Annotated in this window: 23 protein-coding genes and 1 other annotated feature; of the genes, 19 read left to right on the top strand and 4 right to left on the bottom strand. The window is 47.2% G+C overall.

The window, feature by feature from the left end:
- Positions 1-41: 41 nt before the first annotated feature.
- The 6 genes from RS891_RS19590 to tyrS all read left to right on the top strand — a co-directional run bounded on the left by RS891_RS19590 (position 42) and on the right by tyrS (position 6,724).
- Positions 42-587, top strand: coding sequence for a PadR family transcriptional regulator (locus tag RS891_RS19590; protein WP_315792953.1), 546 nt, complete (start codon positions 42-44; stop codon positions 585-587).
- Between the two features lie 33 nt (positions 588-620).
- Entirely contained in the window at positions 621-920 is a 300-nt protein-coding gene (locus RS891_RS19585; protein WP_315792952.1) for a Dabb family protein, read from the top strand.
- Between the two features lie 349 nt (positions 921-1,269).
- On the top strand, positions 1,270-2,586 hold the full coding sequence (locus RS891_RS19580; protein WP_113052083.1) for a nucleobase:cation symporter-2 family protein: 1,317 nt from the start codon (positions 1,270-1,272) through the stop codon (positions 2,584-2,586).
- A gap of 480 nt (positions 2,587-3,066) precedes the next feature.
- Complete coding sequence (locus RS891_RS19575) at positions 3,067-4,536, top strand: protein adenylyltransferase SelO (RefSeq protein ID WP_315792951.1); 1,470 nt, start codon at positions 3,067-3,069, stop codon at positions 4,534-4,536.
- A 67-nt stretch (positions 4,537-4,603) separates the two neighbouring features.
- On the top strand, positions 4,604-5,062 hold the full coding sequence (locus RS891_RS19570) for an Imm63 family immunity protein (protein WP_315792950.1): 459 nt from the start codon (positions 4,604-4,606) through the stop codon (positions 5,060-5,062).
- A gap of 60 nt (positions 5,063-5,122) precedes the next feature.
- Positions 5,123-5,344: a binding site (T-box leader), on the top strand.
- A gap of 120 nt (positions 5,345-5,464) precedes the next feature.
- On the top strand, positions 5,465-6,724 hold the full coding sequence (gene tyrS, locus RS891_RS19565) for a tyrosine--tRNA ligase (protein ID WP_315792949.1): 1,260 nt from the start codon (positions 5,465-5,467) through the stop codon (positions 6,722-6,724).
- A 154-nt stretch (positions 6,725-6,878) separates the two neighbouring features.
- On the opposite strand, the gene RS891_RS19560 is transcribed toward tyrS, so the two are convergent.
- From RS891_RS19560 to RS891_RS19545, 4 genes are all read right to left on the bottom strand, one after another.
- Positions 6,879-7,157 carry a YxcD family protein gene (locus tag RS891_RS19560; RefSeq protein WP_024630486.1) on the bottom strand — a complete coding sequence of 93 codons (279 nt, stop codon included), beginning with the start codon at positions 7,155-7,157 and terminating at the stop codon, positions 6,879-6,881.
- A 5-nt stretch (positions 7,158-7,162) separates the two neighbouring features.
- Positions 7,163-7,669, bottom strand: coding sequence for a hypothetical protein (locus tag RS891_RS19555; RefSeq protein WP_315792948.1), 507 nt, complete (start codon positions 7,667-7,669; stop codon positions 7,163-7,165).
- Between the two features lie 99 nt (positions 7,670-7,768).
- On the bottom strand, positions 7,769-8,335 hold the full coding sequence (locus tag RS891_RS19550; RefSeq protein WP_113052087.1) for a PadR family transcriptional regulator: 567 nt from the start codon (positions 8,333-8,335) through the stop codon (positions 7,769-7,771).
- A gap of 186 nt (positions 8,336-8,521) precedes the next feature.
- Complete coding sequence (locus tag RS891_RS19545; protein ID WP_113052088.1) at positions 8,522-9,085, bottom strand: beta-class carbonic anhydrase; 564 nt, start codon at positions 9,083-9,085, stop codon at positions 8,522-8,524.
- Between the two features lie 225 nt (positions 9,086-9,310).
- Between RS891_RS19545 and RS891_RS19540 the strand changes: the two genes are divergently transcribed.
- The 13 genes from RS891_RS19540 to hfq all read left to right on the top strand — a co-directional run bounded on the left by RS891_RS19540 (position 9,311) and on the right by hfq (position 24,969).
- Positions 9,311-10,825 (top strand): carboxypeptidase M32, encoded by a 1,515-nt coding sequence (locus RS891_RS19540; RefSeq protein WP_315792947.1) that lies wholly within the window; start codon positions 9,311-9,313, stop codon positions 10,823-10,825.
- A 147-nt stretch (positions 10,826-10,972) separates the two neighbouring features.
- Entirely contained in the window at positions 10,973-11,974 is a 1,002-nt protein-coding gene (locus tag RS891_RS19535) for an ABC transporter substrate-binding protein (protein WP_113052090.1), read from the top strand.
- A 30-nt stretch (positions 11,975-12,004) separates the two neighbouring features.
- Complete coding sequence (locus tag RS891_RS19530; RefSeq protein WP_113052091.1) at positions 12,005-12,799, top strand: ABC transporter ATP-binding protein; 795 nt, start codon at positions 12,005-12,007, stop codon at positions 12,797-12,799.
- Between the two features lie 38 nt (positions 12,800-12,837).
- Positions 12,838-13,629: an ABC transporter permease gene (locus RS891_RS19525; RefSeq protein WP_371121628.1), complete on the top strand. Its 792-nt coding sequence runs from the start codon at positions 12,838-12,840 to the stop codon at positions 13,627-13,629.
- A gap of 452 nt (positions 13,630-14,081) precedes the next feature.
- Positions 14,082-15,059 carry an aromatic acid exporter family protein gene (locus RS891_RS19520; protein WP_113052092.1) on the top strand — a complete coding sequence of 326 codons (978 nt, stop codon included), beginning with the start codon at positions 14,082-14,084 and terminating at the stop codon, positions 15,057-15,059.
- 75 nt (positions 15,060-15,134) lie between these two features.
- Positions 15,135-15,695, top strand: coding sequence for an outer spore coat protein CotE (locus RS891_RS19515; protein ID WP_076289080.1), 561 nt, complete (start codon positions 15,135-15,137; stop codon positions 15,693-15,695).
- A 113-nt stretch (positions 15,696-15,808) separates the two neighbouring features.
- A complete protein-coding gene (locus tag RS891_RS19510; RefSeq protein ID WP_315792946.1) occupies positions 15,809-17,059 on the top strand; it encodes a putative amidoligase domain-containing protein in 1,251 nt (416 codons plus the stop codon).
- A gap of 199 nt (positions 17,060-17,258) precedes the next feature.
- Positions 17,259-20,060 carry a DNA mismatch repair protein MutS gene (gene mutS / locus RS891_RS19505; RefSeq protein WP_315792945.1) on the top strand — a complete coding sequence of 934 codons (2,802 nt, stop codon included), beginning with the start codon at positions 17,259-17,261 and terminating at the stop codon, positions 20,058-20,060.
- A 21-nt stretch (positions 20,061-20,081) separates the two neighbouring features.
- Positions 20,082-22,304 (top strand): DNA mismatch repair endonuclease MutL, encoded by a 2,223-nt coding sequence (gene mutL / locus RS891_RS19500; RefSeq protein ID WP_315792944.1) that lies wholly within the window; start codon positions 20,082-20,084, stop codon positions 22,302-22,304.
- Positions 22,305-22,321: 17 nt separating this feature from the next.
- Positions 22,322-23,107 (top strand): class I SAM-dependent methyltransferase, encoded by a 786-nt coding sequence (locus RS891_RS19495; RefSeq protein WP_315792943.1) that lies wholly within the window; start codon positions 22,322-22,324, stop codon positions 23,105-23,107.
- Positions 23,091-24,038, top strand: coding sequence for a tRNA (adenosine(37)-N6)-dimethylallyltransferase MiaA (gene miaA / locus RS891_RS19490; RefSeq protein ID WP_113052176.1), 948 nt, complete (start codon positions 23,091-23,093; stop codon positions 24,036-24,038). The genes RS891_RS19495 and miaA overlap by 17 nt, the downstream gene beginning before the upstream one ends.
- Positions 24,039-24,270: 232 nt before the next feature.
- Positions 24,271-24,492: a hypothetical protein gene (locus RS891_RS19485; RefSeq protein WP_315792942.1), complete on the top strand. Its 222-nt coding sequence runs from the start codon at positions 24,271-24,273 to the stop codon at positions 24,490-24,492.
- A gap of 234 nt (positions 24,493-24,726) precedes the next feature.
- Positions 24,727-24,969 carry an RNA chaperone Hfq gene (hfq, locus tag RS891_RS19480; RefSeq protein ID WP_017687918.1) on the top strand — a complete coding sequence of 81 codons (243 nt, stop codon included), beginning with the start codon at positions 24,727-24,729 and terminating at the stop codon, positions 24,967-24,969.
- Positions 24,970-25,093: the final 124 nt, after the last annotated feature.

The following is a 25,093-nucleotide window of genomic DNA, read 5'->3' as shown; positions in this document are numbered from 1 at the left end:
AGAAGCTGTACCCTTGGAAGAGCAGAATGGGGGCAGTCACAATGTCGATTCAAATATTTATACTCGGTGCACTAAGTGAGGGGAACTATTACCCCTATGATATTAAGAAACGAATAGGGAAACATCTGGATCAAACGGATGCCAAGATTACGGAAGGCACCATTTATTATAATTTTGAAGTGTTGCTGAAGAAGGGCCTGATCGAGAAGGTAGAAACGATTCAAACAGAAAATCGACCGGACAAAACGACATATGGCATCACCGAAAAAGGACGTCAGTCCCTTGAAGAGAGCATATATAAGGTGTTCCAGAAGTTTACGAACATACAGTCCTTATATGCTGCTTTGGTCCATTTGGATAAGGTGGATAATCAGAAGATCGCTTATTTGATTGAGGATATTATTGAGAAGATGAATAAGAAACTGGAATATATTGATTCTCATACACCTCAGGAGATTGATGTGCAGGAGGATCTGAAAGATGCACTGTTGTTGATGCGAGATCACGCTTACCACTCCATTCAAAGTGATATGATCTGGCTTCAGAAGCTGCTGCATCATGTTCAGAGCAGAGTATTAAAAAGCTAAATAACTCTTTAATGGAATGAGGATGAGAAGATAATGTATGAACATTTGGTCGTATTCAAATTAATCGATACAATCACTCCGGTCAAACAGCAGGAATTGGTGGCTCAACTGCTCGCGTTACAGGAACAGATCCCTGGAATTGTGGATCTTACCGCAGGCATTAATGTAACAGAGGAGACAGATCATATTCAGGGCTTCACACTTGGCCTGAGAGTGACGTTTGAAGATCAGGAAGCGCTGCGAGCTTATGGCCCGCATCCTGCTCATCAGTCTTTTGTAACTTCCTTGAATGAGTGGGTGGAGAATGTGATTGTTGTCGATTATCCGATCTGAGCATGAGCATTGTCCATAATATAGTATGCATATGAGGTCGCCATTCCGGTGGTTCTCAAATGATTAGGTTAGCCAGAAATTTCTGGCTGGCCTTTTTTATGTTTTCGATTGGGATGGAATCGTGAGAAGCGAAGCTGATTTGTTTTTCGTGTGAGATAATATGACAAGGAAAGAGGTTGTGCTCATTCCCTTTTGTACAAAGTGCCCAAAATAATGAGTTCTCTTTATAACCTTCAACAATTCTATGTTATGAATCATGGAACTTCCCTGAATAGTTTATATAATGTGAATCAACATAACACGATTTTGCAGCGGTAAAGTGATTCTAAATTACAGGGGGCAGATAGGGATGAGAGAAACCAAGAGAATGAGGATTTTTTCACTGGGAATTCAGCACGTATTGGCGATGTATGCCGGGGCCATTTTGGTTCCGCTGCTTGTGGGAAGGGCTTTAAACCTGACTGCAGAACAATTGGCGTACCTGGTATCAATTGACCTGTTAACCTGTGGTATCGCGACATGGCTTCAGGCACGCAAAGGGAAGTATTTGGGAATTGGCTTGCCAGCGGTTCTTGGAAGCTCATTTGTTGCTGTGACTCCGATGATTGCGATTGGATCACAATATGGAATTCCAGCCATTTACGGTTCCATCATAGCAGCAGGCATATTCATCGTTATATGTGCTGTCTTCTTTAGTAAAATTGTCAAGCTGTTCCCTCCCGTCGTGATTGGAACAGTTGTAACCATTATTGGTTTGGCATTGATTCCAACGGGCATCAAAAACATGGCAGGCGGGGCAAACAGCGAAAATTTCGGAAGCTTAGATAATCTGGCTCTCTCATTCGGGGTATTGCTTTTTATTCTGGTGCTGAATCGATATGCTCGCGGCTTTGTCAAATCCCTTGCGGTTCTCCTCGGTATTATTGTGGGTACCCTCGTGGCTGCCCTCATGGGAAAAGTGAATTTCAGTTCTGTACAGGAAGCCTCCTGGTTCCATTTGCCCCAGCCCTTTTACTTTGGATGGCCTACCTTCGAAATCGGTCCGATCATTACCATGATTATTGTCGGCACGGTTGTCATTATTGAGTCTACAGGTGTGTTTATGGCCTTGAGCAAAATCTGTGATCAACCAATTAATGAAAAGGATCTGGCACGAGGATACCGCGCAGAAGGTCTGGCATTTGTGCTTGGTGGCATCTTCAATGCTTTTCCTTATAACACATTTGCCCAGAATGTCGGTTTGGTTCAGCTCTCCAAAGTGAAAACAACCAATGTGGTTGTTGCAGCCGGAGGTATTCTGATTTTTCTCGGACTCATCCCCAAAGTTGCGGCATTCGCAACGATTATCCCCAGCGCGGTACTCGGAGGGGCAACGGTGGTTCTGTTCGGCATGGTGGTCTCATCTGGGGTTAAAATGCTGCAACATGTGGATTTCAGCAAGCAATCCAATCTGTTAATCGTTGCTTGTTCGGTTTCACTCGGTCTTGGCGTCACGGCTGTGCCTGATCTGTTTGCCCAGCTGCCTCAAAGTATCCGCATTATTGTTGGTGATGGTATTATCACAGGCAGTCTGTGCGCCATTCTGCTCAATATCTTCTTTAATCTCGGATTCAAAAAAGAGAGTCTGCCCGTACAGCCCGCACAGGCTCAAGAAGCACATACGTAAGATTGTCTGATTAACTGGCATACGATCTGGATAAAAGGAACAGACCCAAGATGATATTGAATGAGGTGGAATGATCGGAATGACTCCCCTCGCCAATGAATCTCTTGGGTCTTTATGCTGGGTAAACTGCAGAGTCTTTAGAGTAAAATCGGATATTTTTATTCAACATACCCTGGAAGCTTTTTTACCAGTGATAAGTTCGAAAAGTTTGGCAGATTTCTCCTTAGTTAATTGAACATAAGCAGGTTTGCTTTCAGTGCTCATAACCCCTTGAAACTTAAACGGCGCCCAGGGTATGAAAGTTACAACAGGATGAATGCAAAAGGGAGATAAATATGCTAAAGTTTCATCATGAACATGCCACATGTTCTTTCCGTTGAATTTCCATGCGACTACATAAATGAGCATTGGTTCACAAGGCTAGAATAAACGAAGGGATATCCTGATATCGCTTGGTTACAGAAAAGGAGTTGTGATCACATGCAACAAGATACACGAATAGAAGGATGGCATTTCGATAACAGTTATGCACGTTTGCCGCAGACCTTTTTCACGGTTCAGGGAGCGGTACCCGTTCAATCACCGAAGATGATCATCTTCAATTCATCGCTTGCAGCCAGCCTGGGACTGAATGTGGAGGTTCTCAACAGTGATGAAGGAGCGGAGGTGTTTGCAGGCAACCTGATACCGAAAGGTGCCGAGCCTCTGGCTCAGGCCTATGCGGGTCATCAATTCGGTAATTTTAACATGCTTGGTGATGGACGTGCTTTACTGCTGGGAGAACAGATCACGCCACAAGGCGAGCGAGTGGATATTCAGCTGAAAGGATCGGGAAGAACACCATACTCTCGCGGAGGGGATGGACGTGCTGCCGTGGGGCCCATGCTGCGTGAGTATATTATTAGTGAAGCGATGCATGCACTCGGCATTCCTACAACGCGAAGTCTGGCGGTCGTATCTACTGGAGAAAACATTACACGAGAAACAGAGCGACCTGGTGCAATCCTGACGCGAGTGGCTTCAAGTCATCTACGTGTGGCAACCTTCCAATACGCAGCCAGTGGTGCATCAACGAATGATCTCCGGGCACTGGCTGATTATACGATAGAACGGCATTTTCCTGAAATCTCCTCACCGGATAACCGTTATCTTCAGTTGCTTCAGGAAGTCATCCGGCGGCAGGCTTCACTTATTGCTAAGTGGCAGCAGGTTGGTTTCATTCATGGCGTAATGAATACGGATAATATGTCCATCTGCGGTGAAACCATCGATTATGGGCCGTGTGCATTTATGGATGCCTACAATCCAGCGACGGTATTTAGCTCGATCGACACGCAAGGTCGGTATGCTTATGGAAATCAACCGTATATTGGCGGCTGGAATCTGGCTCGGTTTGCCGAGACACTTCTGCCACTGCTGCATGAGGATGAAGAACAGGCTGTACAAATCGCCCAGGATGCTATTGCACAATTCTCAGAATTGTATCATCACCACTGGCTCTCGGGAATGCGGAGCAAGCTGGGCTTGTTTAATGAAGAGGCTGAGGATGAAGCGCTAATCAGGGATCTTCTTGAACTGATGGAGAAGCATAGTGCAGATTATACGAATACGTTTCTCGCACTTACCTTTGATACGGTTAAGGGAGCTCCCTTGTTCGACACTTCTGAGTTTGCGGAATGGAATGAGCGTCGCCAGGCAAGATTAGGCAGACAGCAGGAAGGGAAAGAAGAATCGCAACGATTGATGAAATCGAACAATCCGGCGGTGATTCCTCGTAATCATCGGGTGGAAGAAGCACTGGACCAAGCGGAGAATCACGGAAATCTTAGTGTGATGGAAAAGCTTCTCGCTGTCCTATCAAACCCATTTGCACATTCTCCCGAACAGGCTGAGTACGCGGAACTGCCTACGCAATGCGATACCTCCTACCGGACTTTTTGTGGAACCTGAATTGAACATTTGTTATGAAGAGGCTGCCATTGGCAGCTTTTTCATTAACATGTCAAAAGGAGATTTTATGCCCAACATACTAAGTAAACCAGATATTGCAAAAACTCTTTTTCAGTTGCTTGAACAGACATCCTTCGGCAGGCAGCAGACAGAGAACTATATTAACCGTTTGTTTGAGAGCTTTAAATGGGAAGGCGTTCCATATGTAGAGAGTGAAGATGATGCATATATAGTTCGTATATACGAGCGTGGCATGGTCATGCTGGAAAAAAGAATGAAAGAGACGGAAGAAGTAATTTACTGGCTGCTGGAGGATATCATTTTTACGGCGGCGCATGTGGAATTGCTGAAACGATATGGTGTGGATAATAAACAGACACACTTGAATTACACAAACGCAGTGACACAAGAATTGACCCAAAGTGTTGAGAAGGCTTTCCAACAGCTTGGTGATCCTTACTTGTATTGGCATCAGACGGGTAAACGGCAGGATCTGGAGAGGTTGGAACCAAGGAAGAAGAGGTAATGCATACTTGCCCTTGCAATGATATTAACGTTCGGCTATACTGGCTATAAATTGAATACATGAATTACGTTGATAGAGCGCAGTAGCGGCTTTGTCCCTGTTACAGAAAGTCAGGGGTTGATGGAACCTGATACATACAAGGGCTGCGAATTACACTCTGGAGTACTTGGGTAATGCCAAGCGGAATGGCAAACGATATTTTGCTTAAAGCGGTATGGACAGCGTGTGAGCTGTTGTCTGTGCAAGTTGGGTGGTACCACGGTTATGATAATCGTCCCTATGTCTATTGAAGACAAGGCGGCGATTTTTTTGTGTCCAAAAAAAGCCTCACCCGGTGTAGCTGCTTGTGAATTAACGTAGATCATGGCCTAATACCAATGCATAGAGAAGGGGTTGTTTGTGATGAATATTATTGATGAACTGAAGTGGCGCGATGCCATTAACCAACAGACGGATGCGGAGGGTCTGCGTGAGCTGACCGAGACAACGTCGGTTTCCTTGTACTGCGGGGTTGACCCTACCGGAGACAGCATGCACATCGGACATTTGATTCCGTTCATGATGCTGAAACGTTTCCAACTGGCTGGCCACCGTCCAGTGATTCTGATTGGTGGGGCAACAGGTACTATTGGTGATCCAAGTGGTCGTCAATCGGAACGTTCCCTGCAAACGTTGGAAGAAGTACAGGCCAATGTGGACGCTCTGACTGCACAAATGAAAAAGCTGTTTGTAACGGATGGCGACAATCAGGTACGTATGGTCAACAACTACGACTGGACACACAAAATCAATGTGATTGAATTTTTGCGTGACTACGGCAAAAACTTTAACCTCAACACGATGCTGGCTAAAGATGTGGTTGCAAGCAGACTGGAAGACGGAATATCGTTTACCGAATTTTCCTACCAGATTCTCCAATCGCTCGATTACCTGCACCTGTTCCAACATGAGGATGTACAGCTGCAAATCGGGGGTTCCGATCAATGGGGCAACATTACAAGCGGTCTAGACCTGATCCGTAAAAAAGAAGGACCAGAAGCCAAAGCTTATGGTCTGACGATCCCGCTTATGCTCAAAGCAGATGGAACGAAATTCGGTAAATCTGCGGGCGGGGCTATCTGGCTTGATCCGAATAAAACGACTCCATTCGAATTCTACCAATTCTGGGCGAATACGGATGACCGTGATGTAATCAAATACCTGAAATACTTCACGTTCCTTAGCAAAGATGAGATTGAAGCTTTGGCTGAGAAGGTAGAAACGGAGCCGCACAAGCGTGAAGCACAAAAGGCACTTGCTGAAGAAATGACGAAATTTGTTCATGGCGACGAAATGCTGGAGCAGGCAAAGCGCATTACTGCAGCACTGTTCAGCGGAGACATTCGGTCGCTTACAGCGGACGAAATCGAGCAGGGGTTTAAAGAAATGCCGACCTTCGAAACCGATGGTGAAGCGAAAAATATTGTAGACTGGCTTGTGGATCTTGGTCTGGAGCCATCCAAACGTCAGGCGCGTGAGGATGTCACCAAAGGAGCCATCTCCATGAATGGTGAGAAAGTGATAGAGCTGGAATTCACGGTCTCTGCAGAGCACGCCATCGGTGGTAAATTCATCATTATCCGCAAAGGCAAGAAAAACTACAGTCTGGTTAAATTGAAGTAGTCATAGGAGTGCAGTATGAAGCTTGGGAAGATCGTAGAGAAAGTTGTATCTTCCCAAGCAACACAAAAAAAGGACCGTCCCCAATCATGTCATTGACATCATGGAGATGGTCCTTTTCTACATGCCATCCGCAAATGGCTTATTAGTTATTCATTTATTGATTCACAATCGCTGTGATCTCTTCATCCAGATCCAGTCTTACATTCTCACGGTAAGCCCGAATGTCGTATTCACTGTGCAGGTAGCGCAGGATCGCTTCGATCATGTTAGATTCAACCAGGTACTGACTGCGGCCTTGAATCCAGACTTCAGCCGAATAACCCGTATCTTCTTCCCAGCTCAGTTCCACGTTGACATCGGTTGGGCGAACACCCTTGCGTTCAGCCATGTGAATACAGATCGCGTTTACAATTTCATCCATGCTCAGAACCATAGAGATTAGTACCGTCCGTTTCTGTTACGGTCATCATCTTCACGATCATTACGGCGGTCATAACGACCATCTGCAGCTGGTTTACGACGATTCGTAATGGCTCTGAACAGGGCCATTGCTAGCATCACGATCAGCATAATTGCAGCTACGTTTACGAGCAATCCAAGAATGTTACCCAGAGCGCCCATGCCACCGAACAATCCGCCGAACATCATACCAGCAAGACCGCCCAGCATCATACCTTTCATAAATCCACCGCCACCGCCGAAGAATCCGCCACGGTTGGTAGTAGCTGCTCCATTGCTGGAGTTATTATTTGTATTTGATTTGCTCACATTACTGTTGGAATCGGATTTCTTAGGAGTGTTGGTATAGCTTTTTGTTCCCGATTTGAAACCGCCACCACGTCTAGCGTCAGCAGAATCCGGATTTGCGACTCCGACTGTTGCGAACAGCAATGTAAAGGCCATGAAAACCATCATGAGATGTTTAATTCCGAATTTTTTCTTCATTGTAAAGATCGTAACCCCCCGATTAATTTGTTTGATTCGCCCAAAAATGGGCCTTACTCAAGTAATACGGTCAACTTGCAGGAACGTTTCAAATTTTGTTTATTTTTCTGAAATACTTGGACAAGGGTCCTGAATTGCGGCTTGGCCATCGAGTAGTTGGGTTACCCAGTTACACCATTCGATGCCTGTTTGTGCGTTCATTAACCCTTTTTGTACCAGAATGTAACTTCCGAATTCCCGGCTGCCTACTCGCAAATTATCCTGAGGGATACGGGACTTCAAATCCTCGAAATAACGGATGCGTTCCATAAACCAGTTTTTGCGCTCATTCAGAATGCGTCTCATGCTTCCGTCTTCCGCAATGCCGACACATAAAATGCGTAGATTGAACTCGTCGCGCGTAACCGGAGCGGTAACGGGAGTGATCATCCATCCCAGCAGTTTTTCAATACCTTTCTCCGTGACTGCATACATTTTCTTGTCTGGTTTGTCAGACTGTTGTACCCAGCGGGAGGCTAAAAGCTCATCGTTTTCCATTTTGGAGAGGAGGGGATAGATCTGACTGTGTTTGGCCTGCCAATGTGGCTGAATTCTCAGCATTAGATCATAACCTGATGACTCCTCGCGGGTAAGAAGCCCGAGCAATCCGTAGGAAAGTATGTTCATGCACATGTCTCCTTAATATTAGGGCTGGGTCAGCGAAAACAATGCAAATTGTTCTCATTGACCGCTTTCATAAAAGTGTACACTGAAACTGTATGGTTTGACAACCTGACAGAACAACTGCCTCAATTTAGACAAAAAAAGAGTGCGGACCCTGAGGTCCGCACCCAAAACCATTTAGAGAGATGTCTATTGCGCATACCCATCTGCGACAAGATCAAGTTCGCCCGTGTAGGAGTCGATGACCATACCGTGAACGGGTACATTGGGTGGAAGCAATGGATGTTTCTTGATTACGTCCACAGTACCTTTTACCCCTTCTTCAACACTGTCAAACCCACGCAGCCACTTTTGTAAACGTATGCCCGAGTTCTCCAATGTGCTCATGACTTCCTCGGAAACACCCCGTTCAACCATATGTCCAATCATGGTCTCCGCGTGCAGGGAGGCCATACCGCATTCCGTATGTCCAACAACCAGTACTTCATCGGCACCAAGCTCATAGATGGCTACGAGAACACTACGCATAACAGACCCGAAAGGTTGAGAAATGATTGCGCCAGCGTTTTTGATGATTTTCACATCGCCATTTTTCAGGTTCATGGCCTTGGGCAGCATTTCCACCAGACGAGTGTCCATACAAGTGATGATGACCATCTTTTTGGTTGGAAACTTGCCTGCCGTATACTTTTCGTATTCTTTAGTCTCGACAAATGATTTGTTGTAAGCCAGAATCTCTTGAATGTTGTTCATGTCTATTGCCTCCTGTTATCCAATACGATGAGCACGGCCACTTGCATCAAATGCAGCTTGTCCTACGCCCTTTGGTTTTTTATTATACTACGGTCAGCAAATTGCATTATTCCTCGGTTTGGAGGAATAATGCAATTTGCATCTGTTAAAAGTTGATTATACGCATTGCAAAAAGTATCATCAATAGGGAGTCCAATATTTTTTTTGAAGAGGTGAACATTAACCATGGAACAACAAACACAGGAACAGCTGGAATCCTTCCGTAATCTGGCTCGCAAAATTAAGAGTTATCATGAAGCCATTGGTTTGCTTCACTGGGATTTGCGCACAGGTGCTCCCAAAAAAGGTGTCCCGACACGTTCGGAAACACTTGGCATGCTGTCGACCGAAGCATTCAAACTGCAAACCTCGGCTGACATGAAATCCTACCTGGATACATTAACAACACCAGCGGTGTTGGAACAGCTGGAAGATATCGATCGTCGTCAGGTGGAAGATTGCCAGAAAGAATATAATCGCAGTCAGTCCGTACCACCGGAAAAAGTACAAGCCTATACTGTACTTACCGCCAAATCGGAAACAGCTTGGGAAGATGCCAAACATAATAGCGATTTTGCAGGTTTCTCGCCCTACCTCACCGATATTGTAAAGCTAAAACAAGAGTTTATTGACTACTGGGGTGTGAAAGATACGCGTTATGATACCCTTCTGGACATGTATGAGCCTGAACTGACGGTAGAGAAGGTGGATGCGGTATTTGCCCGGCTCAAAGCCCGTTTGGTACCCCTGCAAGAGAAGATCAACGCGTCGGCCAACAAGCCAGAGACAGAGTTCCTGAACCAGTTGTTTGACAAGGATCAACAGGAAAAATTCAGTCTGTTTATTCTGGGACAAATGGGTTACGACTTTGAAGCCGGCAGACTCGATGAGAGTGTTCACCCATTTGCAACGGGCCTGAATCCAGGAGATGTGCGGATCACGACAAATTATTTGCAGGATGATGTGACGAGTGCGGTCTTCAGTTCTCTACACGAAGGCGGACACGCCCTGTATGAGCAAAATATTGACGACAGCCTGGCTGGTACCCTTCTTGCCGAAGGAACGTCGATGGGTATCCACGAATCCCAGTCGCGTCTTTGGGAAAATATGATTGGCCGCAGTCTTCCGTTCTGGACACGATATTATAAAGATCTGCAGCAGCACTTCCCACAATTAAACGAGGTTGAGCTGGAAGAATTTTATCGGGCAATTAACCGAGTTGAAAGCTCTCTGATCCGGATTGAAGCTGATGAGCTGACGTACAATCTGCACATCATCATTCGTTATGAAATTGAGAAAATGCTCTTTAACGAAGGTCTGGAAGTTAAGGAACTGCCGGAAACCTGGAATGCTAAATACAAGGAATATCTTGGTGTTGTGCCGCCGAATGATGGTCTGGGTGTGCTTCAGGATGTTCACTGGTCGGGTGGAGACTTTGGTTACTTCGCATCATACTCGCTCGGCAATATGTATGCTGCACAGATTCTACATACACTGCGCAAAGAAATGCCGGAGTTCGATGCCTATATCGCCGAAGGTAACCTGATTCCCATCAAGGAATGGTTGACTGACAAAATTTATCGTTATGGCAAAAGCCGTACACCTTCCGAACTGATTGTGGCCGTAACGGGTGAAGAGTTGAACCCGGACTATTTGGCCGATTATCTGGAAGCGAAATATACCGAGATTTACAAGCTGTAGAACAGCTATAACATCATCATCAAACTCTTGAAGAGCGGGGCATCATTGCCTGGCTCTTCTTTTGCATGCAAGTTCTTAACCTTTTGCTGGGCATCAGCATATCCATAGTAGAGAGAACAGCTGAAACCAGTGAAGGAGGGAAATATCATGAAATACACGCCCTGGTTCATCCGGGCCATCGTCATTTTGCTCATTATCATCGTGGCTCTCACCAGCTGCAATAAAGATAAGGATGAGACCAAAATTACGATTGGTGAGGTCACACGTTCAGTGTTTTACGCACCTGAGTATGTGGCCGTGGCCCAAGGTTTTTTTGAGGAACAGGGGCTTGAAGTGGACATTCAGACGACGGCTGGCGGAGACAAAACGATGGCTGCATTGCTTGCAGGTTCAGTAGACATCGCGTTGGTCGGAGCAGAGACGTCCATTTATGTCTATCAACAAGGCGCAGAAGATCCCGTCATTAACTTTGCCCAGCTTACACAGACGGACGGAACGTTTCTGTTTGCCCGCAATCCCGAAGGTGAATTCAATTGGGATCAACTGAAACAGAGTACATTCCTCGGACAAAGAAAAGGCGGCATGCCTCAAATGGCAGGCGAATTCACGCTGAAAAAGCATGGCATTGATCCGCAGAATGATCTGGAATTGATTCAAAATGTGGATTTTGCCAACATCGCCTCTGCATTTGCTTCAGGTACGGGGGATTATGTGCAGCTATTTGAACCTCAGGCCTCCATCTTTGAGAAAGAGGGTCGCGGCAAGGTGGTAGCCTCGTTTGGATCGGAAAGTGGTCATCTGCCTTATACGGTCTTCATGACTAAACAAAGCTATATCAACGATAACAAAGACATCGTTCAGAAGTTCACTGACGGCTTGCACAAAGCACAAGTTTGGGTGGATTCCCACACCGCTGAAGAGATCGCTGAAGTCATCAAACCTTATTTTAAAGATATCGATCCGGCCATTCTGGTAAGCAGTGTGAACCGTTACAAGGAACAGGGCACATATGCAACCGATCCAATTATTGATGAGGACGAATGGAATAATTTGTTGGACGTCATGAGTGCTGCGGGAGAACTGAAACAGCGTGTGGATTCTCATACGATTGTCGATAATTCCTATGCAGAACAAGCAGCAACGAAGTAACCAGGTATTCGGGAAAGGACGTGAGCATGTATGCCTGAATCCGAAACGGTGATCAGACTGGAAGGGATTTCGCAAGTCTATGTCAGCGAGCGTGAAGCATCACTGGTTATCGAAAATTTGAATCTTCAGGTCGACCAAGGAGAGTTCGTTAGTCTTGTTGGCCCAAGCGGATGTGGTAAAACGACATTGCTGTCGATCATCGCCGGGCTGCTCACACCGACCGCAGGCGAGGTCAAGGTTAAAGGAAAACGCATTGAAGGTCCGTCTGCCCAGATTGGCTATATGCTGCAACAGGATTATCTGTTTCCATGGCGTACCATTTTGGATAATGTCCTGATCGGACTTGAACTGACAGGTGCGCTCAATGAAGAGAGTCGCGAGCGCACACGTGAGCTGCTGGCAGGTATGGGTCTAGCTGGAACCGAAGCCCAGTATCCTTCTGAGTTGTCCGGAGGAATGAGGCAACGGGTAGCTTTGGTGCGTACACTGGCTACGGACCCTGGGATACTGTTGCTGGATGAACCCTTTTCCGCACTCGATTATCAAACCAAGCTGCAACTGGAGGATCTGGTCTCGGACACATTGAAGAAATCCGGCAAAACCTCGGTGCTTGTCACCCATGATCTGTCCGAAGCCATCGCCGTCAGTGACCGCGTCATTGTGCTTGATCGTAATCCGGGCCGCATTCGAAAGGAGTTTATCATTCCCGAAGATTTGCGAAACGCACAGCCTTTTCACGCGAGGGAGCAGCCAGGGTTCAATGAGTTGTTCCAGGCGTTATGGAGTGAACTGGATCAGTCCGGAGGAGGTGAGAAGAACGGGTGAATCAGACGAATCAGAAGCAGGAAATGCGTGATGATTGGATGAGACAGCTGCACCAAAGTCATATTCAGCAGGTTGCCAGATGGCGACATAAAGTGCTGGCGGTGCAGCTGTCCATGCTGGTGTTTATGTTTTTGCTGTGGGAACTGGCGGGAAGATTGCGCTGGATTGATGTGCTTTTGTTCAGTTATCCCAGCAAAATTTTCAATCAGATCTGGAAGGACATCGTCAGTGGAGAACTATGGGCGCATGTTGGGGTAACCGTTGGGGAAACGGCAGTCGGCTTTTTGCTGGGGACACTCGTCGGAACACTGCTTGCGGTTCTGATCTGGTGGTCTCCTTTTTTATCCAAAGTGCTTGATCCCTATATGGTTGTGTTCAACAGCATGCCCAAAGTAGCGCTGGGTCCAATCTTTATTGTCATGTTTGGTGCAGGGTTTACGGCTATTGTCATGACGACGTTATCCATTACAGTCATTATTACCACACTGGTCGTGTATAACAGTTTTAATGAAGTAGATCAGAACTACATTAAGGTTATCCGTACGTTTGGTGGGGATCGTTCCGAGATTTTCAGCAAAGTGGTATTACCCGCTTCCTTTCCTGCCATTGTCTCTACCTTGAAAGTAAACGTTGGCATGGCTTGGGTCGGTGTGATTGTGGGTGAATTTCTGGTCGCCAAGCAGGGATTGGGCTATCTGATCATCTATGGATTTCAAGTATTCAACTTTACCCTTGTTTTATCGAGCCTGTTGATCATTGCGGCTGTAGCTACAGCGATGTACCAGCTCGTTGTATATGTGGAACGCAAGCTGCTGGCAGGACGCAGGTAATTCTGCAAAATATGCTTGTGCAAAATAGAATGCTTCATGATATGTATACAATTTCACAAGAGGTGTCACGTTGCCGGAACCCGTAAAATCAAGTACCATACTAATACGAATATTCCGCGAGTCCGGAATGAATGCGACGATTGGAGAAGAGGGCCTAGAGGCTTCCGTCGCATCAATCAAATTGCCAGCGTCCCTCATCCGGGGCGCGTTATTGTGACCGACATGCATAGGCATGTCGGTTGATGCCGTTTATGAGTGCAGCAGCGAAATTGATATATGGTTCTTCCAGAATGATTCTTTTGAATATATAAGAAATGGTTTTTGGCAGGATGTGTAATACTAGGGATATGACATATGGCAATACACGCTATCAGGCCTTGGACAAGTGCTTACCCGGATAGGTATGGCTCGCTGGCTTTGACATTTTTGCAGCTTAGGGGAGAGGAAGTTAGATGGGTTTTAGGGTAATTAAAACCGCAATAGCCGCGCTGATGGCCGTGCTGATTGCAGACTGGTGCGGCTTGCCCGGACCAACATCGGCGGGCTTGTTAGCCATACTCGGCGTTGATGTGACACGAAAAAGAAGTATTCGCACCATATCTGCGAGATTTTTCGCTTCCGTAGTGGGGCTTTTATTTGCAAGTGTACTTTTTCACTTTCTTGGCTTCCATTATTGGGTGCTGGCGGTCTACATACTGATTGCATTTCCGGTGATAGTTCGGGCCGGATTCAAGGAAGGCATTGTGACGGGTTCTGTCGTGGTTTTCCGGGTATTTGGCGGCGGCGAAATGGACGTACATGTGGTTTTGATCCAAATTGGGCTGTTGCTGATTGGTCTCGGTTCCGCGATGGTTGTCAATCTGGCCTATATGCCGGCAGCGGACCCGCAGATGCTGCGTATTCGCAAAAGAATTGATGAATTATTCTCGGTTATCTTCCAGGAGTTTGCAGCCACGCTGCGCAATCCGAATGAAGTATGGGCAGGGAAAGAACTGATTGAAGCCGACAAGGCTGTGCTGGGCGGCATTGAAGCAGCCAAACGTTCATTGGAGAATCAGGTCATCCACCCGAACGAGGGATGGAGTGTTTACTTTTATATGCGCAAAACGCAATTGGATTCCATCCAGCATATGATGCATCTGGTATCCCAGATCTATCAGAAGATGCCGCATGCGGAAATGGTATCGGAGCTGTTCGACCAGCTCAGTCAGGATGTTCTCACTGAATCTTACACCGGACGTACAGAAAAACTTCTCGCAGATGTGCAAGAAGAATTCAAGCGAATGGAGTTGCCGGATACAAGGGAAGAATTCGAGATTCGTTCCGCGATTCTCCAGCTGTGCCGGGAACTCGCGCTGTATCTGAAAATAGCCAAGAAGGACAAAGCACCATCTCCGGTATCGGACCGGTCCCAATCTACAAATGAATAATAGAAAATAGTTGTCACCCTAGACGGATGCCCTGCATACACTTGTAAAGAATGATTGTATGGAGGAGGTTTAAAGATGTCATTGAGTCATAAACATCAATGTAGAGAGATCATCACGAAGGCGATCTGCGGCAAAGGTCGTAAGTTCTCTACCGTAACACATACCGTGACTCCGCCACATGGTCCGACCAGTATTTTGGGGGCTTGGATTATCAACCACCAATATGAAGCCGTATCAGCGGGGGACGGAATTGAAGTTATTGGTACTTACGATATCAACATTTGGTATTCCTATGACAAAAATTCACAGACGGATGTAGCCAAAGAAACGGTGTCGTATGTAGAACATGTGCCTTTGTCCTATCTGGACCCGAAACACCGGGCCGCCACCGTAGAGGTATCTGCGGATGCAACGCAGGAACCTAGCTGTGTGGAAGCCACGGTGTCGGCAGGTGGAGGCAGCGTAATTATCCGGGTAGAACGGGAATTCGCTGTTGAACTGGTCGCCGAGACCAAAGTATGTGTGAAAGTGTGCACGGATGGCTGTGGGGATTACGAAGACAAGGATTATGACTACGGCAGTGGCGATGGAGATTATGACGATCTCGATCCCGACCTGCTTGACGATGAGCTGTAAGCTCAGCGATCCGGATTCATAAACTTAAGGTATCATATGCGCCGCAAGCGGCAGTGAAGAGGGCGTAAGCCCTCTTTTTTCATTTTTGGGCGAGTATCGGGAGGTGGGACAGGATGAATGTGATCGATGAGGCCGAGGAGGCGGTGCGCCGATATGAACGCATGCTCCCTCGTGAACGGGCAGATCGCCTAAAACGATCCGGGATTGAAGTGCTGGCATCGCAGGGCAGGCGTGACCGGGAGTTGGGTCTGCGTGTACGTTACGAAGTAGAAATATGCTGTCTGCAAGCGATTCGCATCAAACGTAGGGACACCAGTGGCATGGGTGGAGCACAAGAAAGTGTTTTGGATCGTGAAGCGGCATCATCGTTATTCAAACGCATTGAACGGCTTGCCACCAAAACATTGTATACGGTTGGATTGGATCACGGCGCTGTAAAACTGGAAGCGTCAGGTAAGAGTGGATGTGCTGTCATCTCGATTGACCCAAGGCCATGGAAGGGCATGACGGATCTCTCTGCCATGTACCGTGCAGGCTGGAAACAGCTTCAGTCCGAACTGAATGAAGAGCGGCATCGTAATGCACCCCCCATACTTGGAATGGACCCTGAATTCCTGCTTGTGCAAATGCCGGAATCCAAAATCGTGCCCGCCTCCAGATTTCTCGAACGAACAGGTGTAGCTGGCTGTGATTCCGTGACGATTAATGGACGAAGAATATATCCTGTAGCCGAACTGCGACCTGCCCCCAGCTCTGAGCCGCGCGAGTTATTGGCTCATCTGATGAGAGCCTTTGCGGCCGCATCCCGCAGCATTAGTGATCACTCGCTGATCTGGCAGGCAGGGGGAATGCCCCAGCGTGGCTTGCCACTGGGCGGACATGTTCATTTCAGTGGTGTTACACTAAACGGGGACTTGCTGCGCGCACTTGACAATTATCTGGCGCTGCCGCTTGCCGTTCTTCAGGATCCGCGAGGATCAGGCCGGCGTCCACGTTATGGGGCACTAGGTGATTTTCGACTGAAATCTTACGGTGGATTCGAATACCGTACGTTACCCAGTTTTCTGGTATCTCCTCTCGTTGCAAAAGGAGTTGTTGCTTTGGCTGGTCTTATCGCGAGAGGGTACCATCAATTGCGTCAACGTCCATTGGCGAAGGCTGTTATTCATACTGCTTTTTATGAAGGCAACCGTGATGTGATGCAAGCGCATATTCCGGCACTGCTGGATGACCTGACACAAATGGATGGTTATGAACGTTATGAACTTTACGCTGCTCCATTAATTAGCCAGTTAAGACAGGGTAGGACATGGGACGAGAGTCGGGATATACGTAAACTCTGGAATATTCGAGCAGGTTCATGAAGAGTGGGCACTTTTTTGTTATAATGAGAAGTAAGTCGATTTTGATCATCGTTACGGAAGAAATGGAACAGCAACCTGTGAGGGAAGCGGCGGATGCCGAAACATGAGGCGGCGGCACGATTAAGGTGCCTAACCGCCTTATTGCTCCTTCCGGGACAGCTTCTCTTCCTGACAACAATGGAACGGATGGAGGATACTCATGGCTCAGTATACGCCAATGATTCAACAATATTTGCAAGTGAAGGCCGAAGCGCAGGACGCTTTTCTTTTTTTTAGATTAGGTGATTTCTATGAAATGTTCTTTGAGGATGCAGTTAATGCTTCCCGTGAACTAGAAATTACTTTAACAGCACGCGCAGGTGGGGGAGAAGATAAAATCCCGATGTGCGGTGTGCCTTATCATTCGGCTGACAATTACATACAGCGCTTGATTGAAAAAGGATACAAAGTAGCCATCTGCGAACAGATGGAAGATCCAACAGTAACCAAAGGCATGGTACGGCGTGAAATTGTACGAGTTATAACACCCGGTACGGTAATGGAAGGTAAGACATTGGGGGACAAGTCCAACAACTATATGGTTTGCCTGACAGGGAACCAGAACACACTTGCACTGGCTGCCTGTGACTTGTCCACAGGAGAGCTCTATGTGACGTCAGTTCCGTACTCGCAAGAGTGGCTCAAGGATGAGATTGGGATCTATGAACCTTCGGAACTGGTGGGGGATGCTGCCTTGCTGGATACGGTGGCTACCCAGGCATCTCCAATTGGCCGACCTGTGGTGTATACACCATGGACGAAGAGCAAAGAAGATTTGGTGCGTCAGCAATTCGGCGAAGCGGTATGGGCACGTCTGGAGCCTGAACGTCAAGCCTGTATAGCGCGTCTTTTCTCCTATTTAAGTGAGACTCAGAAGCGTTCACTTGGCCAATTGACACAGGTTTCAACGTATGAGCCCGATCACTTTATGATTCTGGACCCCTTTACTCGGCGCAATCTGGAACTGGTGGAAACGGTACGTGAGCGTTCGAAAAAAGGTTCACTGCTCTGGCTCCTGGACCGCACAGAGACGTCCATGGGTGCCCGGATGCTGCGTCGTTGGGTCGATAAACCATTGCTGCAAAAAGGCAAAATCAATGAACGTTTGGAAGCAGTAGATACGCTGTATAACCAGTTTATATTGCGTGAAGACCTGCGTGCAGAACTCAAAGACATCTACGATCTGGAACGCCTGGTGGGTCGGATTGCCTTCGGTAACGCCAACGGCCGGGATCTGAATGCACTGAAGGTGTCACTGGACAAAATTCCGGGGCTACGTCAGTATTGTGCAGCTTCGCCTTCCACGACGCTACAGCACATTGCTGGTATTATGGATGATTGCAGTGATTTGCGAGATGCAATTGGTCAGGCTATCGTGGATGAGCCGCCGGTTTCCGTGCGTGATGGCGGCTTAATTCGTGAAGGGTACCACGAGCGGCTGGATGAGCTCCGGGAAGCCTCGGTGAATGGCAAGCAGTGGATTGCTGAACTGGAAGCCAGAGAGCGTGAAGCTACAGGCATTCGCTCGCTGAAAATTGGCTACAACAAGGTGTTTGGATACTATATTGAAATTACAAAGTCGAATCTGGCTTCTCTGCCAGAAGGCCGTTACGAGCGGAAACAAACCCTTGCCAATGCTGAACGTTATATTACACCGGAGCTGAAAGAAAAAGAGACGCTGATTCTGGAAGCACAGGACAAGATGGTTGATATTGAGTACGGCCTGTTCGCGGAATTGCGGGAACGGCTTAATCAGGAGATCGCCAGACTGCAAAAACTGGCTGAGCTGGTCGCGGAGATTGATGTGTATCAATCCTTTGCCGTCATCAGTGCAGAGCGCAATTTCGTACGACCTACATTGACCGATGGTTACGATCTGGTCCTAGAACAAGGGCGCCATCCGGTAGTTGAAGCAGTGATGCGAGATGGAGCTTTCATTGCCAACAATACTGCGATGCAGAAGGATGAGGCGCGTATTCTGCTGATTACCGGCCCAAATATGGCAGGGAAAAGTACGTATATGCGGCAGGTGGCACTGATTTCGATTCTGGCGCAGATTGGCTGTTTCGTGCCAGCTGGGCAAGCTGAAGTACCGATAATGGATCGTATTTTCACACGGATTGGTGCGGCAGACGATCTCATCGGCGGACAAAGTACGTTTATGGTGGAGATGGCCGACATTCAGGTCATGACGGATAAAGCAACACCACGCAGCCTGATTATTATTGATGAATTGGGCCGGGGAACGTCTACCAGTGAGGGAATGGCGATTGCCCAGTCTGTCATTGAATATGTGCACGATATCATTGGGTGCAAAGCGCTGGTATCAACTCATTTCCATGAGCTTGCTCATTTGGAAGAGAGTTTGGACAAGTTGGCGAATTACTCGATGGCCGTTCAGGAGAGCGGGGACAAGGTTAATTTCCTGCGTAAATTGATCGCCGGGGCTGCCAGCAGCAGCTACGGAATCTATTGCGCGCGGCTTGCAGGTCTGCCGGACAGCATTATTGAACGTGCGAATGGCTTGCTGCACGGTTTTGAGCATGCGGCGGCTCAGGTGGCGGTTGGCAGCGAATTTGTCGGGAATGATAAGCAGCAACGTGATGACCATGTTCAGCGCGTGCAGTTCCAGTCGACAGATCATTCTTCATTAATCCGTGAGGGGGAGTCTGTTGAAACTATTGAATCGGCTGTGGCGACTGAAGATCCAGCACGGAAACAACACGTTAATAAACCAACCAGCAAGCAGCATTCAGTCTCCAAACATGCCGATGTGGTTCAACTGTCCATCTTTGGGGATGAAGAACCAAGTGTAACTCCGAAAACGGAGGTAGTTGCTCTTGACAAGCCTGCAAGGGAGTTTATTCGTAATATGAAAGATATTGATGTAATGAATATGACGCCACTTCAGGCGATGCAAATACTAAATGATCTCAAATTAAAGGCACAGCAATTATCCTGAGTATAGGGGAGGGGAAAACCTGTGGCGAAAATTCACGTGCTTGATGAACATATTGCCAACCAGATTGCGGCAGGTGAGGTGGTTGAACGGCCAGCTTCAGTCGTTAAGGAGCTGCTCGAAAACTCGGTGGATGCAGGCGCCTCCAAAATTGATGTTACGGTGGAAGAAGGCGGACTGCTCCGCATTCGGGTCAAAGACAATGGTTCCGGTATCGAGCCGGAGGATATGGAGAAGGCCTTCTATCGTCATGCAACCAGTAAAATAGCTCATGGCCGCGATCTGTTCCAGATCACAAGTCTTGGATTCCGGGGGGAGGCCTTGGCGAGTATTGCGGCTGTCTCCAAAGTGGAAGTATTATCGGCCAGTGGGAATGACGGGCGAGGACGCCGAATCGTGATTGAGGGTGGCAAACTTCTTTCACATGAGGATGAGGCATCACCTCAAGGCACTGACTTTGAGGTAAAAGAACTATTTTTCAATACGCCGGCTAGACTTAAATATATGAAAACGATCCAGACTGAGCTGGGACATATCTCGGATGTTCTTTATCGCATGGCGATGTCTCATCCTAATATCTCGTTCACGCTGCGACATAATGAAAACACGCTACTTCAAACGTTGGGCAATGGGGATTTACTGCAAGTGGTTGCAGCGATCTATGGAACCAGTGCCGCGAAAGCGATGCTTCCCATTGAGGGGGAAAGTCTAGACTATCGTGTGAGTGGGCTGATCAGTTTGCCGGAATGGACTCGTGCCAATCGTGGAGGCATGTCAACCATTGTGAATGGACGATTTATTCGGAATTACGGACTCAACCAGGCTATTCTAAAAGCGTATCATACGCTGCTGCCCATTAATCGCTTCCCACTTGTCGTGGTGCAATTGGAAATGCATCCATCCCTGGTCGATGTGAACGTGCATCCGGCGAAGCTGGAGGTTCGTTTTAGCAAGGAAGCGGAGCTGTACGAGTTTGTGGAAACGACACTGCGTGGAATCTTACGTAAGGAAGTGCTCATTCCCCAGGTAACCAAGCAGCAAATCAGACGTGGAGATAACAGTTCCTTTATTCAGGAACAGTTTCTGTTCCCAAGAGGTCCTTTAAAGGACGAATCGGAATCTGCAGGGTATGGGCAACAGGGTCCATTAGGGAAAACTGCTGGCCTCGATAAAACGACTTCAGAGGACGATGATCTGGATGCTCCGGCTGATGTGGCTCCGTCTAATGTGCAATCAGTTCCTGATGGAGCCGGTGAGGGTCAGACGCTGCCGTTGCCTGAAGCCCCACCCGAGATACCACCATCCTATGATCCGTTCGGGATGTTGATCGGAGATCTAGGATCTAATGTCCTGGAGCAAAATTATGGTCCTGACGAAAACTCCCATAGCGATCCAGCTGCTTCTACTGTGAGTGGAAGTACGGGTGCTAACGCAGATCGTGCTGCGAAAGATGCATTACCTCCAACTGAAGATAAGGGGTTATCTACTTCACAGGCTCAGGCTTCTGCGTATCGTTCTAATTCGGTGAATTCTCCGGTTAGAGAAGGGCGTTCATCATATAATTCATCTGTAGTGGCTGCAAAAGGAGAGCGGAGCTGGAAGGCTCCAAGTTTACCGGACCCGGCAAGGCTGGCATCCGCCATTAAGTCGGATGTTTCCATGCCTGCGTTTCCCGAGCTAAGTCTGATTGGGCAGCACCACGGGACGTACTTGATTGCACAAAATCAAGATGGTCTATATCTGATTGATCAGCATGCAGCCCATGAACGGGTGAATTATGAATATTACTACGAGCAGTTTGGCAATCCGGCTCAGGCTTCGCAGGAGTTGCTGCTGCCCATTACACTGGAGTTCACACCATCCGAGACCGAAAAGCTCAAAACAAGACTGGCTTGGTTCGAGCAGGCAGGTGTCTATTTGGAACATTTCGGTGGGCAGACTTTCCGGGTGAGATCCCATCCGTTTTGGTTCCCTAAGGGGGATGAGAAAGACATTATTGAAGAGATGTCAGAATGGGTGCTGAGTGAACGTAGTATTGATGTTGCCAAGATGCGAGAAGCGGCGTCCATTATGTGCTCCTGCAAGGCTTCTATCAAAGCCAATCAGAAATTGACGGATCAGGAGGCGGAAGTGTTGATTCAGCGACTAGGTTCTTGCCGTCAACCATATACTTGTCCACACGGGAGACCGATTGTGGTGTCATTTTCAACCTATGATCTGGAGAAATTGTTCAAACGGGTCATGTAGCTATTTAGGAGGAAGTTATGTATATTACAACCGGTGAAAAGGAAGCAGGCCACCTTGTGGAACGTGCACGAAACCTGGCGGAAACAACAGGAGGGACCTATGTACCGCGCAAAAAAATGTCTTTGCCTGCACTGATTGCACATTATGGGATAGATGAAATTGTAGTTGTGCTTCAGGGGAAAGTTCGTTTGTTTCGTCCCGATTCACCGCTGCTTGAGTTTCACCCCAGTATGGGATTTGTTCGGGCCAAACGTGTGTTAAACGGAGAAGCTGATCCGATGCTGGACGCGGGGGCGATCCTTGAAGGGGATACCGTTATCGATTGTACAGCAGGATTGGGCACCGATGCACTGGTATTCTCGGTTGCTGTAGGCAAAACTGGTAAGGTCATCGCCTGTGAAAGCTCCCTGCCACTGTACACGTTATTAGTAGAAGGCATGTCTCAGTATGAGAGCATTAAGCCTGCGGTAAACGAAGCTTTTCGGCGCATTGAGCTACGGCATGCGAATCATCTCGATTTGCTGCGTTCCTTGCCAGACCGAAGCTGTGACACGGTATATTTCGATCCGATGTTCCGTGAACCGATGCTTGATTCAAGCGCCATTCAGCCTTTGCGAGATTATGCGAATCCAAGCGCTTTGGATGAACAGAGTATTATTGAAGCGAAAAGAGTTGCCCGCAAGCGGGTAGTTATGAAAGAGAAGCGCGGCAGCGCGGAGTTTACAAGACTCGGTTTTGAAGTACATGACCGGGGCAATGCAAAAACACTGTACGGAGTGATTAATGTTGAAAGCGGAAGCTAAACCGAAGCTGCTTGTGCTGGTTGGACCAACAGCTGTAGGCAAAACAAGAATGAGTATTGAGCTTGCACAGGCGTTCAATTGCGAGATTATTTCGGGGGATTCGATGCAGGTATATCGCGAAATGGATATCGGAACGGCCAAAATTACTCGCGATGAAATGAAGGGTGTTCCCCATCACCTTATCGACATCCACGAACCGGAATACCCCTATTCCGTGGCGGAATTTCAGGAGAGCTGCACACGTCTGATTGGGGAAATCCATGAGCGTGGCAAGTTGCCTTTTATTGTTGGTGGTACTGGTCTGTATGTGGAATCGGTATGTTACGGCTTTCAATTCTCGGACAGCGGTTCAGATGAAGCGTTCCGGGATGAACAGTTCCGTTATGCAGAGCAACATGGCCCGCAGGCGTTACATGATAAGCTGAGGGTCATCGATCCGGTTAGCGCAGAGCGACTGCATCCGAATGACCAGCGCCGAATTGTCCGTGCACTGGAGATCTATCACCTCACAGGTGAGAAGCTGTCCGAGCAGCTGGCTTCCCAGAAAAAAGAGTCCCCATATGACCTGCTTATTGTGGGGTTGACAATGGATCGTCAGAAGTTGTATGCCCGAGTGGAAGAGCGAATTGATCTTATGATCGAGCAGGGACTGGTAGATGAGGTTAAGTCTTTACTGGAGCGTGGCGTAGCGAGAGGACATATCTCCATGCAGGGACTCGGCTATAAGGAAATTGCGGCTTATCTACAGGGTGAAGTAAGCTGGGATGCTGCGGTGGAGTGGCTGAAAAGGGATACGCGTCGTTTTGCCAAGCGGCAATTGTCCTGGTTCCGGCATATGAAAGACATTGAATGGGTGGATATGACGGATACGGAAGATTTTGCAGGGAATTATGCCCATGTATGTGAGATGATAAAACGCAAGTTTGACTGAATATCGAAGGTGGAATTTGCCACCTATTAGGACTTTTGAACCTCTATCTTTTAGAAATAAAAGGTAGAGGTTTTACTTTTTTTATATGAAATGACATTATTAAAAGAGGGGATAATCGGTGGTGACTACAGATTTAAGCAGAGAAATTCATTGTAAAAAAATAACATAAATATTAAAATGAATTCACATGACAGTTTATTTGGTTTTATTTCTAAGGTGAGGGGGAGATTTTATGAGTACAGAACCGAGCGGAGTGGCGAGTTTATATCTCTTTTTCTCAGGATTGATTGGAATTGGTTTCGCCATTGGAGGTCTTGTAGCCTTAATTTGGTTAATTATTGTTCTAATCAATACCAATACATACCTGAAACTCTTGATCAATGATAGAAAGAATCGGAAAAATATTACGCTAGTCAGAGAAGAAGAGAAACCGTATACAAATCAAGAAAGGTAGAAGGGAAGCGTGGAAAAAGGTAGAATTTGTCCCTCTTTTGCAATTCTGACAAGCGGTGTATAATGGATAAGTCTTCTAGTTGCAAGCGAAGCTCAGGCATAGGTGCAAAATAGCAGACAAGGGGTTTTTGTGGATTATATGAATCCGTTCATGATATAATAGCACGAAAGCTACTCAGCGATATTGAATATTACTTATAACACGAATTCAAATGAACCAATGGGGGTACGGCTAATGAACAAGTCCATCAACATCCAAGATACGTTCTTGAACCAACTGCGGAAAGAAAACATTCCAGCTACAGTCTATTTGACTAATGGCTTTCAAATCCGCGGAACGATCAAGGCATTTGACAATTTTACGATCGTCATTGACAGCGACGGACGCCAGCAAATGGTCTACAAGCACGCCATCTCCACGTTCACGCCGCAACGCAGCGTATCGCTGATGCAGCAAGATAATAGCGGCGAAGCTTAAAAAATTACGAAACCTTTTTATCAACCATTTCGTCTACATGTATAGGAATTGAAACAGAGCAACCTGAATAAGGGTTGTTCTTTTCATTCCGGGCAAAATAAGCTCTATAGGAGTTTGAGCCAGC

The organism is Paenibacillus sp. BIC5C1 (assembly GCF_032399705.1).
Taxonomy (GTDB): Bacteria; Bacillota; Bacilli; order Paenibacillales; family Paenibacillaceae; genus Paenibacillus; species Paenibacillus taichungensis_A.
The sequence above is the reverse complement of the archived record's forward strand: the minus strand, read 5'-3'. Positions and strand labels throughout refer to the sequence as shown.

What these genes read in the sequence shown, in the direction of transcription:
- tyrS (WP_315792949.1), top strand. Translation starts at nt 5,465, where the DNA reads ATGAATATTATTGATGAACTGAAGTGGCGCGATGCCATTAACCAACAG.
- RS891_RS19515 (WP_076289080.1), top strand. Translation starts at nt 15,135, where the DNA reads ATGTCATTGAGTCATAAACATCAATGTAGAGAGATCATCACGAAGGCG.
- RS891_RS19540 (WP_315792947.1), top strand. Translation starts at nt 9,311, where the DNA reads ATGGAACAACAAACACAGGAACAGCTGGAATCCTTCCGTAATCTGGCT.
- RS891_RS19545 (WP_113052088.1), bottom strand. Translation starts at nt 9,085, where the DNA reads ATGAACAACATTCAAGAGATTCTGGCTTACAACAAATCATTTGTCGAG.
- RS891_RS19555 (WP_315792948.1), bottom strand. Translation starts at nt 7,669, where the DNA reads ATGAAGAAAAAATTCGGAATTAAACATCTCATGATGGTTTTCATGGCC.
- RS891_RS19525 (WP_371121628.1), top strand. Translation starts at nt 12,838, where the DNA reads ATGAGACAGCTGCACCAAAGTCATATTCAGCAGGTTGCCAGATGGCGA.
- RS891_RS19560 (WP_024630486.1), bottom strand. Translation starts at nt 7,157, where the DNA reads ATGGTTCTGAGCATGGATGAAATTGTAAACGCGATCTGTATTCACATG.
- RS891_RS19520 (WP_113052092.1), top strand. Translation starts at nt 14,082, where the DNA reads ATGGGTTTTAGGGTAATTAAAACCGCAATAGCCGCGCTGATGGCCGTG.
- RS891_RS19485 (WP_315792942.1), top strand. Translation starts at nt 24,271, where the DNA reads ATGAGTACAGAACCGAGCGGAGTGGCGAGTTTATATCTCTTTTTCTCA.
- RS891_RS19570 (WP_315792950.1), top strand. Translation starts at nt 4,604, where the DNA reads ATGCCCAACATACTAAGTAAACCAGATATTGCAAAAACTCTTTTTCAG.
- hfq (WP_017687918.1), top strand. Translation starts at nt 24,727, where the DNA reads ATGAACAAGTCCATCAACATCCAAGATACGTTCTTGAACCAACTGCGG.
- RS891_RS19535 (WP_113052090.1), top strand. Translation starts at nt 10,973, where the DNA reads ATGAAATACACGCCCTGGTTCATCCGGGCCATCGTCATTTTGCTCATT.
- RS891_RS19580 (WP_113052083.1), top strand. Translation starts at nt 1,270, where the DNA reads ATGAGAGAAACCAAGAGAATGAGGATTTTTTCACTGGGAATTCAGCAC.
- RS891_RS19495 (WP_315792943.1), top strand. Translation starts at nt 22,322, where the DNA reads ATGTATATTACAACCGGTGAAAAGGAAGCAGGCCACCTTGTGGAACGT.
- RS891_RS19585 (WP_315792952.1), top strand. Translation starts at nt 621, where the DNA reads ATGTATGAACATTTGGTCGTATTCAAATTAATCGATACAATCACTCCG.
- RS891_RS19530 (WP_113052091.1), top strand. Translation starts at nt 12,005, where the DNA reads ATGCCTGAATCCGAAACGGTGATCAGACTGGAAGGGATTTCGCAAGTC.
- mutS (WP_315792945.1), top strand. Translation starts at nt 17,259, where the DNA reads ATGGCTCAGTATACGCCAATGATTCAACAATATTTGCAAGTGAAGGCC.
- RS891_RS19575 (WP_315792951.1), top strand. Translation starts at nt 3,067, where the DNA reads ATGCAACAAGATACACGAATAGAAGGATGGCATTTCGATAACAGTTAT.
- RS891_RS19510 (WP_315792946.1), top strand. Translation starts at nt 15,809, where the DNA reads ATGAATGTGATCGATGAGGCCGAGGAGGCGGTGCGCCGATATGAACGC.
- RS891_RS19590 (WP_315792953.1), top strand. Translation starts at nt 42, where the DNA reads ATGTCGATTCAAATATTTATACTCGGTGCACTAAGTGAGGGGAACTAT.
- RS891_RS19550 (WP_113052087.1), bottom strand. Translation starts at nt 8,335, where the DNA reads ATGAACATACTTTCCTACGGATTGCTCGGGCTTCTTACCCGCGAGGAG.